This window comes from Streptomyces lomondensis (assembly GCF_014651035.1).
Classification (GTDB): Bacteria; Actinomycetota; Actinomycetes; order Streptomycetales; family Streptomycetaceae; genus Streptomyces; species Streptomyces lomondensis.
Genome location: NZ_BMWC01000003.1, coordinates 25,619 through 42,408, shown reverse-complemented (window position 1 = coordinate 42,408; position 16,790 = coordinate 25,619). Strand labels below are relative to the sequence as shown.

Here is a 16,790-nt window from a genome sequence, read left to right as displayed (position 1 = left end):
CGCAGATCGTTCAGCCCCTGAGGAAGGCGAGTATCTCGCTCGTCAGCCGGGCGGGCGCGTCCAGCGGGACGAGGTGACCGGCCTCCGGGACGGGCACCAGCCGTGCGCCCGGGATCAGGGCGGCCAGTTCCCGCCCCTTGGCGAAGGGGATCCAGGTGTCCTCGGTGCCCCAGCAGACCGTCACCGGCAGGTCGATCGTGGGGTACAGCGGCTGGATGTCGTCGGTGTAGCGCTGGTCGGCCTGCGCGATCTGGCGGTAGAAGGCGGCCTGTCCCCGCTCCCCCGTCCAGGGCCGGACCAGCGCGTCGAGCGTGGCGGGGCGCAGCCCGGCGTGGCTGGCGGAGGTGACGTACTCGCGCACCAGGGCCTGGTGCAGCGCGGCCGGCACCTGCTCGAAGACGTGGCTGTGCTCGCCGACCAGCCGGAAGAAGGGGGAACCCCAAGGCCTCAAGGCCACGGGGTCGACCAGCGCGAGCCGCCGGTAGCGGGCCCCGTGCAGCAGATGGGCGCGCAGTGCCACGCACCCGCCGAAGTCGTGGGCGACGACGGACGGCTCCCGCAGGCCCCAGTGCGCCAGCAGCTCCCCGAACACCTCGCCCTGAGCGCCCAGCGAGACGTCCTGGCCCGGGTGCATCTCGGAGGTGCCGTAGCCCGGCATGTCCCACACGTGGACGTGATGTCCCGAGGCGGCGAGAGCGGGGGCGATCTCGTGCCACACGTACGACGAGAAGGGCGTCCCGTGCAGCAGCACGACCGGCTCGCCCCCGGGGTCCCCGAGCCGGTCCCAGCGCACGGTCCCCGACGCGGTGGCCAGGCTCTCCCGCAATGTCCAGTCACCCAAGATGCCTCTTCCCCTCTCTCCGTGGACCGGCCCACGATTCTCTGCGGACCGAGCCACGATTCTCTGCGGACCGAGCCGCGATTTTTTTGTCATTTCGGCGCGACAGTGTCGCTCTCCCGACCGTAATGTGACCTCATCGGACAGCCTGAGCAACGGATCTTGGCGGTACCTTTGCCGCGCCGGAAGGAGCGGCTCGCATGAACGGGTATGCGACCTCGGACCGCGACGCCGTCACGGCCGCACCCGGCGGGCTGCTGGACCTGCTGAAGGTCGCCGCCGTGGTCCTGGACGGGACCGGGCACATCGCCCTGTGGAGCCCCGAGATCGAGCAGCTGCTCGGCTACACCGCCGAGGAGGCCCTGCGGCAGCGCGCCGACACACTCCTGGTCGCGCCCGAGAACCGCCCCCGCGGCAGGGAGCTGTTCGCGCAGGTCAGTTCGGGGGGCCGGTGGGCCGGTGTCTTCCCGCTGCGACACCGCGACGGCACGGACCGCGCCGTGGAGTTCCGCACGATGCGCCTCCTCGACCCCGGCGGGCAGCCCCACCTGCTGGGCCTGGCCGCGGACGCGACGACCGTACGGAACGTGGAGCGGGACCTCGCCCTCTCGCACAGCCTGGTCAACCAGACCCCGCTCGGCATCGCCGTCTTCGACAACGACCTGCGCTGGGTCGGCGTGAACCCCGCGCTGGAGCGGATGAACGGCGTCCCCGAGGAGGCCGTGGTGGGGCGCCGGATCGGCGAGGTGCTGCCGGGCCTGGACGTGGCGGCCATCGAGGCCCGGATGCGGCACGTCCTGCAGACCGGCACACCCCTGCTCGACCAGCAGACCATCGGCCGTACGGTGGCGGACGCCCAGGACCGCGCCTACTCGGAGTCGTACCACCGCATCGAGGACACCGACGGGCGGGTGCTCGGTCTCGCGATGGCCGTGCTGGACATCACCGAGCGCCAGCAGGCCTCGGCCGAGGTCGCCCAGGCCCGCCAGCACCTGTCGGTGATCGCCGACGCGGGCGTGCGGATCGGCACCACCCTCGACCTCCAGCAGACCGCCCGGGAGCTGGCCGAGGTGGTCGTGCCGCAACTGGCCGACCTGGCGGCCGTCGACGTCCTGGAGTCGGTCGTGGCCCACGGCACCATCACGCCCGTGTCGGGCGGCGCCCCGGCCGAGTTCCGGGCGCTGGCCGTCGCGGCGGGCTATCCCACCGACGCCATCCACGCCGCCGATCCGGTGGGCGAGCTGGCGACCTACGGTTCGTCACGGGTCATCACGCAGTGCGTCCGCCGGGCCCGCCCGGTCCTGGTCGAGCGCGTGGACCCGAAGATGCTGCGCCGCCTCGCCCGGGACGCGCGGGCCGCCCAGGCCCTGCACGAGGCCGGCGCCCACTCCTACCTGGCGCTGCCGCTGATGGCCCGGGGCAAGGTGCTCGGCACGCTCTCGCTGTACCGCACGGTCAATGAGCGCCCCTTCGACGACCGGGACCAGCTGCTCGCCTCGGAACTCGCCGCCCGCGCCGCGATCTGCATAGACAACGCCCGCCTCTACGGACGGGAGCGCGGCACCGCGCTGACCCTCCAGCGCAGTCTGCTCCCCAGTACGCCCGCCGAGCGGGAGGGGCTCGACATCGCCGCCCGCTACCGGCCGGCCCTCAGCGAGGTCGGCGGCGACTGGTACGACGTGCTGCCGCTGGGGCCGGGACGGACCGGGCTCGTCGTGGGGGACGTGATGGGCAAGGGCGTCCAGGCCGCGGCGATCATGGGGCAGCTGAGCACGGCGACGCGGGCGCTGGCCCGCCTCGACCTGCCGCCCGCCGAGCTGCTGCGGCACCTCGACGACATCGCCGGCTCGCTCGGCGACGCGATCGCCACCTGCGTGTACGCCGTGTGCGACCTGGGGCGCGGCACCTGCGCCCTGTCCAGCGCGGGTCATCTGCCGCCCGTGCTCGCCGGGGCGGACGGCGGCGCGAAGCTCGTCGACGTGCCGGGCGGCGTTCCGCTCGGGGTCGGGGGTGTCGAGTTCGGCACCGTCGAAGTCGACTTCGCGCCGGGCTCCCTGCTCGCCCTCTACACCGACGGTCTGGTCGAGAACCGCGGGGAGCCGATCGACACCGGGCTCAGCACGCTGACCCGCCTCCTGGAGACCCCGGGCCCCAGCCTGCAGCGGGCCGGCGACAGCCTCCTCGGCGCGCTGCGTCCGGAGCCCGACGACGATGTCGCGCTCCTGCTGGTGCGCGCCCGCGCCTGAGCGTGCGGAGGGGCGGCTCGGGCCGCAACTGTTAGCATGCTGGTGTGAGTTACGTTCTCTACCTCTGATCCGGGCCACTGGCTCCGCGCCCCTCACACGCCGTGTCGCACACGGGCTGAGGCGCCGGGAGCCGCGACGTCGCCCACGGCCCGCCCCGTCCTGGGGCCCGGCCGTCCGTCGGATCAGAAGGCCCGCTCGCATCCCCCCGAACCGGGGGTGAAGTGTGCCCTCCTCACGGAGGAAGAGAACGTGACCACCCTTACCCTGCCCGCTCGTGCCCGGGCCCAGCTGACCTGTGCCGGAATCCGCGTCGAGCGCGGGGGCCGCACGGTGCTGCACGACGTCGAGATGAAGGTCTCCCCCGGTTCCCGGTGGGGTGTCGTCGGCGAGAACGGCCGCGGCAAGTCGACCCTGCTGCACGTCCTGGCCGGCCTCCTGGCGCCGGACGCGGGAACCGTGCACCGCGTGGGCACCCTCGCCCTGGCCGAGCAGGAGATGCCCGCCGAGGACGAGCGCACGGTCGGCGACTTCGTCGACGAGCACCTGGCCGACGCCCGCGCGGCCCTGCGGAACCTGGACACCGCCGCGGAAGCACTCGCCGCGGAGTGCCCCGGGGCCGAACAGGCCTACGCCGATGCCCTGGAGGCGGCACAGGCCCTGGACGCCTGGGACGCCGACCGCCGCGTGGACGTCGCCCTGGACGGACTCGGCGCGGTCAGCGACCGTGCCCGTCGGCTGGCCACGCTGTCGGTCGGCCAGCGCTACCGGATCCGGCTGGCCTGTCTGCTCGGCGCGGAGTACGACTTCCTGCTCCTGGACGAGCCGACCAACCACCTGGACCTGGCCGGGCTGGACTACCTCACCGCACGGCTGCGCGCCCACCCGGGCGGCGTCGTGGTGGTCAGCCACGATCGGGCGCTCCTCGCGGACGTGGCGACCACGATCCTCGACCTCGACCCCACGCGGGACGGCCGCCCGGCCGTCCACGGCGGCGGCTACGCCGGCTACCGCGAGGGCCGCGAGGCCGAGTTGGCCCGCTGGGAGGAGGAGTACGAGCAGCAGCGGAGCGAGCACCACCGGCTCCAGCAGGCCCTGTCCGAGGCGCAGAACCGGCAGATCACCGGGTGGCGTCCGGGCAAGGGCACCGGCAAGCATCAGCGCGCCACCCGTGCCGGGGCCCTGGTGCGCTCCGTGCACCGGCGCCAGGACGACCTGGAGCGGCACAAGGTCACCGCGCCGGTGCCGCCGCAGCGCCTCTCGCTGCCCGGCCTGCCCGCCCGGCCGGGCGTCGTCCTGCTGCGTGCGGAGGAGGTGACGGTCGACGGTCGGCTGCACCGGGCGGCGAGCCTGTCGGTGACGTCCGGCGACCGGCTGGCCGTCACCGGTCCGAACGGGGCGGGCAAGTCCACGCTGCTGTCCGTCCTGGCCGGGCGGCTCTCCCCGGGCACGGGCCGGGTGCACCGGGCGCGCGGGGTGCGGCTGCGACTGCTCGGGCAGGAGTCGCCGCGGGCGGCGCACCGGCGGGCCCGTGACCTCTACGAGGCGCACACCGCGCAGTTGGTCACGGCGGGTGTGCTGAAGGAGGGCGAGGTGGTGGGGCTCGGCTCGCTGGGCCTGCTCACCTCACGCGACGCCGACAAGCCGGTGGCCGAGCTGTCGGTCGGCCAGCAGCGCCGGCTCGACCTGGCCCTGGCCGTCGCGGCCCGCCCCCACGTCCTGCTGCTGGACGAGCCCACCAACCACCTGTCCATCGCCCTGGTCGACGAACTCACCGAAGCCCTGCGCACCACCTACGCGGCGGTCATCCTGGCCACCCACGACCGCCAGATGCAACGCGACATCAGCACCTGGCCACGGCTGACGCTGTCGCGGGACCGCTCGACGGACACGGAGGGGGTGGCGGAGACGGTGACGCGGTGACGAGACGCCGGGCGTGACGGGCGCGTGACGGGGGCCGGCGAGCGGCCGTGCACGGCACGGAACCGGGCGCGGGGCAGGGCCAGGCGCGGCGCGGAGCCAGGCGCGGCGCGGAGCCAGGCGCGGCGCGGAGCCAGGCGCGGCGCGGAGCCAGGCGCGGCGCGGAGCCACGCGCCGCACGTGGCCGCCCGACGCGGCCAGACGCCGGACAGGACGCGACACCACACGTGACCGCCCGACACGGCCAGATACCGGACAGGACACGACACCACACGTGGCCGCCCGACACGGCCAGATACCGGACAGGACACGACACCACACGTGGCCGCCCGACACGACCAGATACCGGACAGGACACGACACCACACGTGGCCGCCCGACACGACCACACGTGGCCGCCCGACACGACCAGACGCGGCACCACACCCGACCGCCCGACACGGCCAGACGCCGCACAAGACCGCGGCACCGCACGCGGCCACGCCCACCGCAGGACCAGGAGCCGCGCCGGACCAGGCCCGCGGGACCCAGTGCCCGCGGGGCCTGACGCCGCGCGGACGGGTGCCGCGCTAGACCCGGCACCGCGCGATCGGGTGCCGGCCGTGACGCGGAGCGGCACTCGGGCACGCACTGCGTGACCGGGCGCCGCGCGCACCAAGCGCCATGGGGCCAAGCACCGCGCAACCGGCCAGGGCCGTGCTCTCCGGCGGCGGAGGCACGGCCCGTGGGCGTGGCCGTCCGGTGGCGCGTCACCCCAGGTGGCCGTGGGTCCCACCAGTGCGAGGGGGAGGGCCGCGAGTTCCGGGTACTCGCGCGGAAGGCGTATCCGCACCACCACCCATAGAGCCGCGCGGCACCGCCGCGGCCGGCTCGGAACGGGGGTACCGACCATGTGCCGCTGGCTCGCCTACTCGGGCACTCCCGTGCTGCTCGACGACGTCCTCTACCGCCCGCAGCACTCGCTGATCGATCAGAGCCTGCACGCGCGGATGGGGCTCGAGACGACCAACGGCGACGGTTTCGGCGTCGGCTGGTACGCGTGGCACCTGCGCAGTCCGGCCGTCATCCGGGACACGGGCCCGGCCTGGAGCAACCGCAACCTGAGGGAGATCGCCGACCACGTCCGCTCGCCCCTGTTCTTCGCCCATGTGCGCGCCTCCACCGGGACGGCCGTGCAGCAGACCAACTGCCACCCCTTCCGCCACGAGCGCTGGATGTGGATGCACAACGGGGCGATCACCGGGTTCGCCGAGCTGCGCCGGGACCTGATGATGGCGGTGGACCCGGCGCTGTTCCCGTCGATCGAGGGCACGACGGACTCCGAGGTGATGTTCCACGTGGCCCTCACCCTCGGCCTCGACGCCGACCCGCCGGGCGCGGTGGCCCGTATGGCCGGGCTCATCGAGCGGCTCGGGCACGAGCACGGCGTGCCGGAGCCCCTCCAGATGACGGTCGCGGTGACCGACGGGGAACGGATGTGGTTCTTCCGGTACGCCAGCGGCGGAGACGCGCGGTCGCTGTACTACAGCAGCCGCGTCGAGGACGTACGCGCCCTCCACCCCGACCTCGCGTTCCTGAAGCACATCTCCGACGACACCCGCCTCGTCGTGTCGGAGCCGCTGGGCGATCTCCCCGGCGTCTGGAACGCCGTACCGGAGAGCAGCTACGGCGTCGTCCAGCCCGGCCGGGACCTGCTGCGGCACTTCGAGCCCGAGCCCGTCTGAGCCCGCCCGCAGTGCCTCAGCGGAGCTGCTGGGAGAACATCTCGTACGCCTGCCGGTCGAAGAGCACGAACCTGACCTCCTCGACCGCCGTGTCCGCCGAACGCACGGTCTCGACCGCGATCCGGTCGCCGTCGTCCATCGGCCAGCCGTACACGCCGGTGGAGATGGCGGGGAACGCGACGGTACGGGCGCCGAGTTCGTCGGCGACGCGGAGGGACTCGCGGTAGCAGGAGGCGAGGAGGCCGGAGCGGTCCTCGGTCGCGCTGTACACGGGGCCGACGGTGTGGATGACCCAGCGGGCGTCCAGGTTCCCGGCGGTGGTGGCGACCGCCTGGCCCGTGGGCAGGCCCTTGCCGTAGTGGGAGGCGCGCAGCTTGCGGCAGTCTTCCAGGATCGCGGGGCCGCCGCGGCGGTGGATCGCCCCGTCGACCCCTCCCCCGCCCAGCAGCGAGGAGTTGGCCGCGTTGACGATCGCGTCGACGCTCTCGCGGGTGATGTCCCCCTGGACCAGTTCGATGGCGGTCATGTCTGCCTCAGTCGCTTCCATACGGCCTTCGCGGCGTTGTGTCCCGACATGCCGTGCACCCCGGGGCCCGGCGGGGTCGCCGACGAGCAGATGAAGACGGCCGGGTGAGGGGTGTGGTATGGGGACAGGGTGAGCTTCGGGCGCAGCAGGAGCTGGAGGCCGGAGACCGCGCCGGAGGCGATGTCACCGCCGACGTAGTTGGCGTTGCGGGCGGCGAGCTCGGGCGGGCCCGCCGTGGCGCGGGCCAGGACGCGGTCGCGGAACCCCGGGGCGAAACGCTCCAGTTGGCGCTCGATGGCGTCGGTGAGGTCACCGGTCCAGCCGTGCGGGACGTGGCCGTAGGCCCAGAAGACGTGCTTGCCGGCGGGGGCCCGGGTCGGGTCGACGACACTCGGCTGGACCGTGATCATGAACGGCTTGTCGGGAGCCCGGCCCTCCCGGGACGCCGCGCGCAGGGCCGCGCCGATCTCCGCGCGGCTGGCACCGATCTGCACCGTCCCGGCGACGCGGGCCTCCTTCGCGGTCCATGGCACGGGGCCGTCCAGCGCGTAGTCGATCTTGAAGGCGCCCGGCCCGTAGCGGTAGCCGGCGTAGTGGTCGCCGAAGCCCGCGATACGGGCCAGGGCGGTGGGCGAGGTGTCGAAGACGTACGCCCGGGCCGGCGGCAGGTCGTCCAGGCGCTTGACCTCGTAGTCCGTGTGGACGCTGCCGCCGAGGTCGCGCAGGAGGGCGGCGAGGGCGTCGGAGATCGCCTGGGAGCCGCCGCGGGCGACGGGCCAGCCCCGGGCGTGCGCCGCGAGGGCGAAGACCAGGCCGATGGCGCCGGTGGCGAAGCCACCCAGCGGCGCCATGACATGCGCGACGAGCCCGGCGAACAGCGCCCTGGCCGGTTCGTCGCGGAAGCGGCGCATCAGCAGGGTCGACGGAGGCAGCCCGACGAGGCCGAAGCGGGCGAGGGTGACCGGGTCGCGGGGCAGTGCCGTGAGCGGCAGGGACATGAAGTCCCGGGCGAGGGTGTCCCACTTGGGCAGGAAGGGCTCGACGAGCCGGCGGTACGCCCCGGCGTCGCGCGGGCCGAAGGAGGCGGCCGTCTCGCCCACCGACCGGGCCAGCACGGCCGCCGTGCCGTCCGGGAAGGGGTGGGCCATGGGCAGCTCGGCGTGCAGCCACTCCAGGCCGTAGCGCTCCAGCGGCAGGGCGCGGAAGGCGGGCGAGTTGATGGCGAGCGGGTGCGCCGCCGAGCACGGGTCGTGCCGGAAGCCGGGCAGGGTGAGCTCCTCGGTGCGGGCCCCGCCGCCCACCGTGCCCTGGGCCTCGAAGACGGCGACGGAGAAGCCGCGGCGGGCCAGCTCCACGGCCGCGGTCAGTCCGTTCGGCCCCGCACCCACTACGACGGCATCGAGCATCGACGGCACCTTCGGACCCCTTCGTCAGCCGACGGCCACTGAGGATCAGGATATGCCCGGGGACTGACAGTCACCGGCCGCGGGTGATCTCCGGGGCGCGGGGGCAGCCCTGAGGTGATCAGGGCTACGGGACGCATACGGTCGGTGACCGCTCGTCGTGCTTCCGGCGGGCTCACGCTCCGCCCGACAGCAGTCCCGCCACGCGCCGGGCCGTGGCCGCGTCGCGGGCCGCGGTGAACGGCAGGTCGTTGCCGCCCGTGATGCGGAACGGATCGCCCGCGCGGGTCAGGTGGGCGCCGCCCGCCTCCTCGACGAGGAGCAGTCCGGCCGCGTGGTCCCACGCCGCCTCCCAGGAGAAGGCCACGGCGTCCAACTCGCCCCGGGCGATGGCGAGATACTCCAGGCCGGCCGAGCCGCACGCGCGCGGTGCCACACCCTCGGTGCGCAGGCCGAGCAGGGCGTGCTTCTGCTCGTCCGTCGTGTAGTCCGGATGGGAGTGGGCCACCCGGAGGTCGCGGCCCGGCTCCGGCACACCGGCGAACAGCCGCTCGCCGTCGAGGTAGGCGCCCTTGCCCCGCTCGGCGGTGGCGAGCCGGTCGCGGGCGGGCGCGTAGGTCCAGGACGCGAGCAGGGTGCCGCCGTGGGCCAGCGCGACCAGCGTGCAGAACCCGGCCTCGCCGCGCACGAACGGCCGGGTGCCGTCGACCGGGTCGACGATCCACACCGGGGCGTCGCCGCGCAGCGCCTCGTACGACGCCGGGTTGGCGTGGACCGCCTCCTCGCCGACCACCACCGAGCCGGGCAGCAGGGCGGCCAGTGCCTCGGTGAGGTACAGCTCGGCCTTGCGGTCGGCGTCGGTCACCAGGTCGTGCGGGCCGCTCTTCTCGTCGACCTCGTGCGCGGCGAGCTGGCGCCAGCGCGGCATGATCTCGGCGGCTGCGGCCTTGCGGATCGCTTCTTCGACGTCGGAGGCGTGCTGTGCGAGAAACTCTTCGATGGTTTCGTTGCTGTCGATCACCCCTCCATCACAACACGTGCCACTGACAATCCACACCCGCCCGGTGCACCCCGGGTGGCATCGCGATGAACACCGGCGGGTGCGGGCCGGTCACCGGCCGACCGCGTATCCCTGCATGCCGCGCGGGTTCGCGGCCGCCGACAGGACGCCGGTCTCCGGGTCCCGCGCGACCGCGCAGAGCCGGCCCTCCGACCAGGGGGCGCCGACGGTCACCTCGTGGCCGCGCCGCCGCAGCTCCGCGACGACGGCCGGGTCCGTGCGGGCCTCCACGGTCAGGCTCCCCGGGCGCATGCCACGTGGGTAGAAGGAGCCGGGGAAGCTGTCGTTGTGCCAGTTCGGGGCGTCGATCGCGCCCTGGAGGTCGGGGCCGCCGCGCACCTGGGCGCGCAGTGCGACGGCCAGGAGGAAGTGCAGCTGCCACTGGTCCTGCTGGTCCCCGCCGGGCGTGCCGAACGCCATGACGGGCACGCCGTCGCGCAGCGCGATCGACGGGGACAGGGTGCTGCGGGGGCGGCGGCCGGGGGTGAGGGAGCCGGGCAGGCCCTCCTCCAGCCAGGTCATCTGGAGCCGGGTGCCGAGCGGGAAGCCGAGTTCGGGGACGACGGGGTTGGACTGGAGCCAGCCGCCGCTGGGCGTGGCCGAGACCATGCTGCCCCAGCGGTCGACGACGTCGATGTGGCAGGTGTCGCCGCGGGTGCTCCCGTCGGCGGTGACGACCGGTTCGCCGGGCACGGGCGAGGTCGGGAGCTTGGCGACGGTCGGCTCGCCGATGCCCAGGGCGTCGAAGCCCTCCTGGGCGGCGGCGGCCACGCGCGCGTGCGCGGACAGCCGCGGGGTGCGTCCGCCGGGGCTGCCGGGCCGCAGGTCGTGCTCGGCCCGCTCGCCGACAAGAGCGCGGCGGGCCGTGTTGTACTCCGCGGACAGCAGGTCGTCGAGGGGCACCTCGGCGGCGTCCCCGTACCAGGCCTCGCGGTCGGCCATGGCGAGTTTGCAGCCCTCGACCAGGAGGTGGACGTAGTCGGCCGAGCCGTAGGGGGGCAGTTCGGGCGGGAGCAGGGCGAGTTGCTGGAGCAGGACCGGGCCCTGGCTCCAGGGGCCCGGCTTGCACACGGTCCAGCCGTTCCAGTCGTACGTCGCCGGTGTCTCGTAGGTCGCGGACCAGGCGGCGAGGTCGGCGGCGGTGAGGGTGCCCGTGTGGTGGTCGCCGCTGGTGTCCAGGGTGGGGCGCGCGGACTGCCGTACGAGGGCCTCGGCGATGAAGCCGGTGCGCCAAACCTGCCGGGCGGCCTCGATCTCCGCCTCCCGGCCGCCCGCCCCGGCGGTCTCGGCGAGCAGGCGCTTCCAGGTGGCGGCGAGCGCGGGATTGCGGAAGAGCTCCCCGGGGCGCGGTGCCCTGCCGCCGGGCAGGTAGACCTGCGCGGACGTGGTCCACTCGGTCTCGAAGAGCGCGCGCACGGTCTCGACGGTCTCGCCGACGCGCTCCACGGGCGCGTGGCCGTGCTGGGCGTACCCGATGGCGTACTTCAGGACGTCGGCGAGGGACTTGGTGCCGTGGTCGCGCAGCAGCAGCATCCAGGCGTCGAACGCGCCCGGTACGGCGGCGGCCAGCGGCCCGGTGCCGGGCACGAGGTCCAGGCCGAGGCCGCGGTAGTGCGCGACGGTCGCCCCGGCGGGTGCGACGCCCTGCCCGCACAGCACCCGCACCTCGCCGCCGGCCGGGGCGAGCAGGATCGGCACCTCGCCGGCCGGGCCGTTGAGGTGCGGCTCGACGACATGCAGCACGAAGGCGCCGGCCACGGCGGCGTCGTAGGCGTTGCCGCCGTCCTCCAGGACGGCCATCGCCGACTGCGAGGCGAGCCAGTGGGTGGAGGACACCATGCCGAAGGTGCCCTGGAGGGTGGGGCGGGTGGTGAACATGGGGCTCTCACCTCGCTGTTTCCGCGCATCGGCCGGACCGATCGGCGCCCAGGACCGGCCCGCTCCCCCAGCAGGTTATCGACCGCCATGCGCCTCTTTCCTATTGGCCCCCTGGGCTCAGCACGAGGCCGAGCTTCTTCCGCTCCCTTTCAGGTTGAGGACCGCCCCACGGCAGTTCCACCTCGTTGCCCGGGTACCACTCAACAACCCACAGGTCAGGTGACTGTGGCCGACATGCCCCGGTTGCGTCATGATGGGAGTCCGAACGCGCGACTCCGGGGGGATGCATGGAAGGCGCCGACCTGATCCTCGCGGCCCTGGCGATTGGTGGTACCGCCGCGGTCGGTCAATCAGCCACACTCGCCGTCAACAGTGCCCACACCGCACTGCGTGACCGGCTCCGGCAACTGTTCGCGCGACATCCACAGGCCCCGGCCGCCCTCGATCTCCACGCGCAGGATCCCGACACGTTCGCGGCGGCCGTACGCAGGTACCTCGCCGAGACGGGTGCCGACGGCGACGAACAGGCACTGCGCACGTCGGCCCAGATCATGCGCATCGCCGACCCCACGGGTGCAGCGAGCGGGAAGTACAGGGTTGACGTACGCGACTCACAGGGCGTGCAGATCGGCGACTTCGGATACCAGCACAACAGCTTCGGCACACAGCAGGACGGTGCGGAGTGAGGAACGCCAGCCGGTCGGCTCACTGGAGCGCCCGGCTGGACCAGCGCGTCAGCCACCGATGCGCCCTGCCTTCGCGCCAGCCGTCCGGCCCCGGTCGTAGTCCGGTGGTCGAGGCCGTGCGACCGCTCGCTGCCGTGGCCTGCTGCCATTCCCGCGCCACGGCCGCCGCATGTTTCGTATGGCCCGCCTCGGTGAGCCAGAACGCCAGACCGTGCAAGGTGATGGTGACGTCCGGGTGTCGCCCACCCAGTACGCGGAGCCGGTCGTCCAGAAGTGCCCGGAAAAGCTGCGCGGCCCCTTCGGCGTCCCCCGTCTCTCCCAGCCAATCGGCGAGGTCCTGACGCGTCGTGAGGGTGCGCGGGTGGTCCACGCCCAGCACCCGCCGTCTGTCCTCCAACAGTGCCGTCAGGGCCGATACCGCGGTGGCGGTGTCCCCGGAGGCGCCTTGCCAGCAGGCCAGGTCATGACGGGTCGTCAGAGTGCTGGGATGATCCGAACCTTGTAGCTCCAGCTTCGCGTTCAGCAGTGCCCTCAGCTCCGCCACCGCGTCCCGATGGTTACCTACGACTCCACGGAAGCACGCCAGGGCGTGACGGGCCGCCAGCGTGTCCGGATGGTCCGGACCGATCACCCGACTGCGGTCGGCGACCAGACGGTCGAACTCCCGGACCGCCCCGTCCGGATCGCCGGCCACACCCTGCCAGCGGGCCAGGCTGTGCCGGGTGCTCAAGGTGTGCGGATGGTCGGGCCCCAGCAACCGCAGCCGGTCCCGCAACAGCGTTCGCAGTGCCGCCGCCGCGGCGGCGGCGTCCCCTACGGCTCCTTGCCAGTCACAGAGATTGTGCCGGGTGTTGAGGGTCTCCGGGTGCTCCGGACCGAGAAGCCTGGCCCGGTCCTCAAGCAGCGCGCTCATGGCTTCGAGCGCTTCGGTGACGCGGCCTGCCGATCCGAGCCAGTAGGCCTTGCCGTAGCGGGCCGCCAGCGTGTCCGGGTGGTCGGCGCCGAGGTGCCGGGTCGCCGTGGCTGTGAGTGTCTCCCAGTTGGCGACCGCACCGTCGATCAGACCCAGCTCACCCAAGCTGCCGGCCGCCCGGAACAGTGCGCTGTGCAGCCGGGGTTGCCACAGTGCCGCGCCCTCATGGGTTGCAAGGGCGGCGACGTTGTGCCTGAGCACGCGCGAGTGCTCAGGGTCGTCCTCGATCTCCGGCCAGTCCTGCGCCAGGGCGTCCGCCGCGGCGCGCACCGCGGCATCGCGGGTGTCGGCCGGCAGCGGGTCGAGAACCGCGCGCTGCACGAGGGCGTGTGTGCGGATCGCCACTGAGCCCCCGGCGGGGTCGTGGGTCACCAGGCTCAGCCGATGCAGGTTGCGCAGTGCCGCCCTGGCCTCCGCCGGAGTGACCCCTGACCGCGCGGGGAACCGTGTCGCGGCCAGGAACCGGCGTACGGACTCGGCCGACCAGATCGAGTCGGGAGCGCCGTTCGGATCGAGGACGGCTGCCACGTACAGAGCCGGACGGGCCAGTCCGTTGGGAGGGAGCTGGTCCGCGCGATCGACGGCCAGGGACCATGTCGTGGCGACTGTGTGCGCGTAGCCGTCCGCACTCGCGTCCCTGGGGAAAAGGTGGTCAAGCCGCTGCGACCGCTGCGCGAAGGATGTCCGGTACTGGGCACACGTGATGCCCTGGTTGCGAATGACACCTGCAGCCTGTGCCAGCGCGACCGGCAGCCGCCCCAGGTCGTCCGCGAGCGCGGCGGCCTCGTCCAGCACCTGAGGATGGGTGTCCTGCGCACCAGGGGTACCGAGTCTGCGGAGGAGATAGGCGTGCGCCTCCTCGGGGGTGAACACGTCCACCGTGATCTGCCGAGCGCCGGCCGGCGCGCAGTCCCGGCGCCGCGTGGTGACCAGCACCCGCCCCGCCGGCCCTTCCGGCCACAGTCCCACCAGGTCGGCGGGATCGCTCACGTCGTCCAGGACGATCAGCCACGTCGTCCTGGTGGTGCTGAGCCAGTCGAGGAAGCGGTCGCAGAGGACATCGGCGGATTGGGCGTGCAGGGCACCGGGGCTGGTCTCGATGCGCGCTTGGGCGAACGTACTGACGATCGATTCCCGGGACATGGCGTTCACCCACAGCAGCAGCTGGATGCCCTCGTCGCGAGCCCGGAGGAACGTATGCGCGGCCAGCTGCGTCTTGCCGACGCCACCGCCGCCGGTCGCCACCACCTGCGTCAGCACGGTGGCACCGCCGTCGTCCAGTATCCGCGAGATCATCGCGGACATGGCGTGCCGCTGCTGGAAGGCCGCCGGCCGGGTGGGAGGCCGTCCCACCTGCATGGGCCACTGGACGGACGGACCTGTTGTGATCCAGGTGTTGTTCCAGATGTTCGCCTGGTGGCCCCCGTCGCCGATCTGGGCGCCCTGCAGATTCCGGGCGTTGATCTCGGCGGGACGCTCACTCATCAGGAGTTCCCGGCCTCTGCGTCAGGGGCTCACTGGTCGATGCCGACAGCACACGCTGTATGTCCCGGTCGTCAGGGAGGGCGGAGGAGGACCCGACCGTGCGTACGGTGAGGGCCCCGGCGGCATTGGCGTAGGCCGCGGCGGCGCGAAGTCCCGCTCCTGCGGCCCTGCTGACCGCAAGCGCGGAGCAGAACGCGTCACTTGCCCCTGTCGCGTCTCGCACCCGGGAGGGGAATCCTGGCGACCGAAACGTCCCCTCGGCCGACGCCACAGCGCATCCGCTGCCCGCGTCGGTGACACAGACGACGGGGATGCCCGTTCCGTGCAGCGCGGCGGCGAGTTCCTCGGCACCGCTCGGCTCGCCGAGACCCGCGCCGTGCGCCAGGAGAGACGCCTCCTCACGGTTCGGTACCAGGACGTCCACGTAGGGAAGAAGCTTGCCGACCTCCGGCAGGTCGGCGAGGTCGGGAGTGGGCCCCGGATTGAGCATCACGGTGACTCCCGATTCCGCCGCGATCTGGAAGAGCTGCAGCAGGGCGGCCGGGCGTATTTCCAGCGTGGCCATCAGGATGTCCGCGCCGCTGACAACAGGGCGGGCCACCTCGATGTCAGTGTCGCGCAGTTGCAGGGGCGGGGGCTGCTTCCACCCCACGAAGGCCGTCTCTCCACCAGGGCCCACGAGGACTGCCACAGGTGAGGTGGGAGCGCCCTCCCTCAGCATGAAGTGGGAGACGTCCACTCCCTCGTCGGCCAGCGATTCCTTCAGCCGCATACCCCACTGGTCCTGCCCCGCGGCGCTGAGGAGGTGGACCCGGGCACCCAGCCGGGCCGCGGCGAGCGCCTGGTTGAACCCCTTGCCGCCTGGCAGCACGGTCACGTCGGAGGCCGGTACGGCCCCGGACCACTTCGGCAGGGACCGCACACGGTAGAGGAGGTCCATGACCGAGTTCCCCGTCACCACGATGTCCGGTCGAGGGGCGTCGGCCCGCCACTCGTCCGTTTGCTGAACCATCCGCTCCCCTTCTCGGCGATGGACCCACTGGTGGAGGGTTCGCGTCAGCCGAAGACGTCGTCGACCAGGCGGCACCCGTACTTCCGATACAACCGTCCTAGAAGGCAGTCGGTGTCGGCCAGGTCGGCAAGCCCGCGCAGGACGTGCTCACGCCGGACACCGATTCGGGCCAAGTCCCCATAGGTTCCAGGCAGTCCGGACTTCTCGTAGAGCCGGCGGATCATCCTGTAGAAATCGCGCTCTCCACTGCTCCGGGAAAACGTCGCGCACACGAGCAACGTGCCTATGCTGACCAGGCTTCCGTGTGTCGCACGGTCGGCGGGGTAGTGATACCTCTCCTGGAGTCGATAGCAGAGCAGGTGCTCGCTAGCGGCGTTCAGCCTGGTGTGCCCGAGGCGGAGCACGTCGAGAGACGACTCGTGCAGATACCGGGCCAGCGAACGCAGGTCCAGTTCACTCACCGGCACCGGGCTGCCGAGCACCCATTCCACAGCCGCCCAAACGACGGGGACGCAGGATGTCACTCGATTGAGCGACACGTTGGTCCTGTCGTCGCCGCGGGAGCACTGGTACTCGATCGAGGCACTGAGCGAACTGAACAGGTCGCCCAGGCCCGAGATCGTCCACTTGACGCCAGGGCCCCTGTGGGCTGCCCGGACGGAGGGTTCGCTGATCACCGTGGTGACCGGTGCGACGGTACGCCTGCTGGTACGAACGCCGTCCCGGATCAGCACACTGCGGTCCGTGCTCAAGCACGAGTTGGAGAGAATCGACGGGAACACCCGTAAGGATCCCGGTTCGGCGCATGCCCGGCCGACGTCCAGCACCGAACATCCACCGACGGCGACCACCTTGGCGTACCGGTACTTGGTCCGGATGTCGTGCACGGTGTCGACATGCGGTTCCGTGACGAGCACCGTCTCACCCAGGCCCCGCACGATGGGGAAGTTGTGGCCGTCGGCCAGGAGAATGGTGGAGTCGTCCACGACGCCGCACAGGGCCTCCGGGATCGGCTGCGTGACGAAGTCCAAACGGGGATAGC

The 16,790-nt window shown here is 72.8% G+C and carries 12 protein-coding genes; 4 read left to right on the top strand and 8 right to left on the bottom strand.

The genetic code is table 11. The features are described 5' to 3' along the window. Positions 1–10: 10 nt before the first annotated feature. Complete coding sequence (locus IE255_RS11730) at positions 11–841, bottom strand: alpha/beta fold hydrolase (RefSeq protein WP_190050155.1); 831 nt, start codon at positions 839–841, stop codon at positions 11–13. Positions 842–1,038: 197 nt separating this feature from the next. Between IE255_RS11730 and IE255_RS11725 the strand changes: the two genes are divergently transcribed. The 3 genes from IE255_RS11725 to IE255_RS11715 all read left to right on the top strand — a co-directional run bounded on the left by IE255_RS11725 (position 1,039) and on the right by IE255_RS11715 (position 6,725). Next, positions 1,039–3,084, top strand: coding sequence for a SpoIIE family protein phosphatase (locus IE255_RS11725; RefSeq protein ID WP_190050154.1), 2,046 nt, complete (start codon positions 1,039–1,041; stop codon positions 3,082–3,084). 249 nt (positions 3,085–3,333) lie between these two features. Beyond that, positions 3,334–5,004, top strand: coding sequence for an ABC-F family ATP-binding cassette domain-containing protein (locus IE255_RS11720; protein WP_229906372.1), 1,671 nt, complete (start codon positions 3,334–3,336; stop codon positions 5,002–5,004). 887 nt (positions 5,005–5,891) lie between these two features. Then, positions 5,892–6,725: a class II glutamine amidotransferase gene (locus IE255_RS11715; protein WP_190050153.1), complete on the top strand. Its 834-nt coding sequence runs from the start codon at positions 5,892–5,894 to the stop codon at positions 6,723–6,725. A 16-nt stretch (positions 6,726–6,741) separates the two neighbouring features. Here IE255_RS11715 and IE255_RS11710 read toward each other — a convergent pair whose 3' ends face one another. The 4 genes from IE255_RS11710 to IE255_RS11695 all read right to left on the bottom strand — a co-directional run bounded on the left by IE255_RS11710 (position 6,742) and on the right by IE255_RS11695 (position 11,592). Then, positions 6,742–7,251: an O-acetyl-ADP-ribose deacetylase gene (locus IE255_RS11710; protein ID WP_190050152.1), complete on the bottom strand. Its 510-nt coding sequence runs from the start codon at positions 7,249–7,251 to the stop codon at positions 6,742–6,744. Beyond that, entirely contained in the window at positions 7,248–8,657 is a 1,410-nt protein-coding gene (locus IE255_RS11705; RefSeq protein ID WP_190050151.1) for a phytoene desaturase family protein, read from the bottom strand. Before IE255_RS11705 ends, IE255_RS11710 begins: the two co-directional genes overlap by 4 nt. Positions 8,658–8,829: 172 nt before the next feature. Beyond that, positions 8,830–9,675: an inositol monophosphatase family protein gene (locus IE255_RS11700; protein ID WP_190050150.1), complete on the bottom strand. Its 846-nt coding sequence runs from the start codon at positions 9,673–9,675 to the stop codon at positions 8,830–8,832. 90 nt (positions 9,676–9,765) lie between these two features. Then, positions 9,766–11,592: a gamma-glutamyltransferase family protein gene (locus tag IE255_RS11695; protein WP_190050149.1), complete on the bottom strand. Its 1,827-nt coding sequence runs from the start codon at positions 11,590–11,592 to the stop codon at positions 9,766–9,768. 287 nt (positions 11,593–11,879) lie between these two features. Here IE255_RS11695 and IE255_RS11690 point away from each other — a divergent pair, with 287 nt between their 5' ends. Beyond that, positions 11,880–12,278, top strand: coding sequence for a hypothetical protein (locus IE255_RS11690; protein WP_190050148.1), 399 nt, complete (start codon positions 11,880–11,882; stop codon positions 12,276–12,278). A gap of 19 nt (positions 12,279–12,297) precedes the next feature. Here IE255_RS11690 and IE255_RS11685 read toward each other — a convergent pair whose 3' ends face one another. From IE255_RS11685 to IE255_RS11675, 3 genes are all read right to left on the bottom strand, one after another. Continuing rightward, positions 12,298–14,556 (bottom strand): tetratricopeptide repeat protein, encoded by a 2,259-nt coding sequence (locus IE255_RS11685; RefSeq protein WP_190050147.1) that lies wholly within the window; start codon positions 14,554–14,556, stop codon positions 12,298–12,300. Between the two features lie 172 nt (positions 14,557–14,728). Continuing rightward, the gene (locus tag IE255_RS11680) at positions 14,729–15,748 is read right to left on the bottom strand and encodes a PfkB family carbohydrate kinase (protein ID WP_190050146.1); all 1,020 of its coding nucleotides are present in this window, start codon (positions 15,746–15,748) and stop codon (positions 14,729–14,731) included. Positions 15,749–15,792: 44 nt separating this feature from the next. Then, positions 15,793–16,779, bottom strand: a complete 987-nt coding sequence (locus IE255_RS11675) for a dehydroquinate synthase/iron-containing alcohol dehydrogenase family protein (protein WP_190050145.1) — start codon at positions 16,777–16,779, stop codon at positions 15,793–15,795. Between the last annotated feature and the right edge of the window lie 11 nt (positions 16,780–16,790).

What these genes read in the sequence shown, in the direction of transcription:
- IE255_RS11715 (WP_190050153.1), top strand. Translation starts at nt 5,892, where the DNA reads ATGTGCCGCTGGCTCGCCTACTCGGGCACTCCCGTGCTGCTCGACGAC.
- IE255_RS11685 (WP_190050147.1), bottom strand. Translation starts at nt 14,556, where the DNA reads ATGTCCGCGATGATCTCGCGGATACTGGACGACGGCGGTGCCACCGTG.
- IE255_RS11705 (WP_190050151.1), bottom strand. Translation starts at nt 8,657, where the DNA reads ATGCTCGATGCCGTCGTAGTGGGTGCGGGGCCGAACGGACTGACCGCG.
- IE255_RS11710 (WP_190050152.1), bottom strand. Translation starts at nt 7,251, where the DNA reads ATGACCGCCATCGAACTGGTCCAGGGGGACATCACCCGCGAGAGCGTC.
- IE255_RS11725 (WP_190050154.1), top strand. Translation starts at nt 1,039, where the DNA reads ATGAACGGGTATGCGACCTCGGACCGCGACGCCGTCACGGCCGCACCC.
- IE255_RS11680 (WP_190050146.1), bottom strand. Translation starts at nt 15,748, where the DNA reads ATGGTTCAGCAAACGGACGAGTGGCGGGCCGACGCCCCTCGACCGGAC.
- IE255_RS11690 (WP_190050148.1), top strand. Translation starts at nt 11,880, where the DNA reads ATGGAAGGCGCCGACCTGATCCTCGCGGCCCTGGCGATTGGTGGTACC.
- IE255_RS11695 (WP_190050149.1), bottom strand. Translation starts at nt 11,592, where the DNA reads ATGTTCACCACCCGCCCCACCCTCCAGGGCACCTTCGGCATGGTGTCC.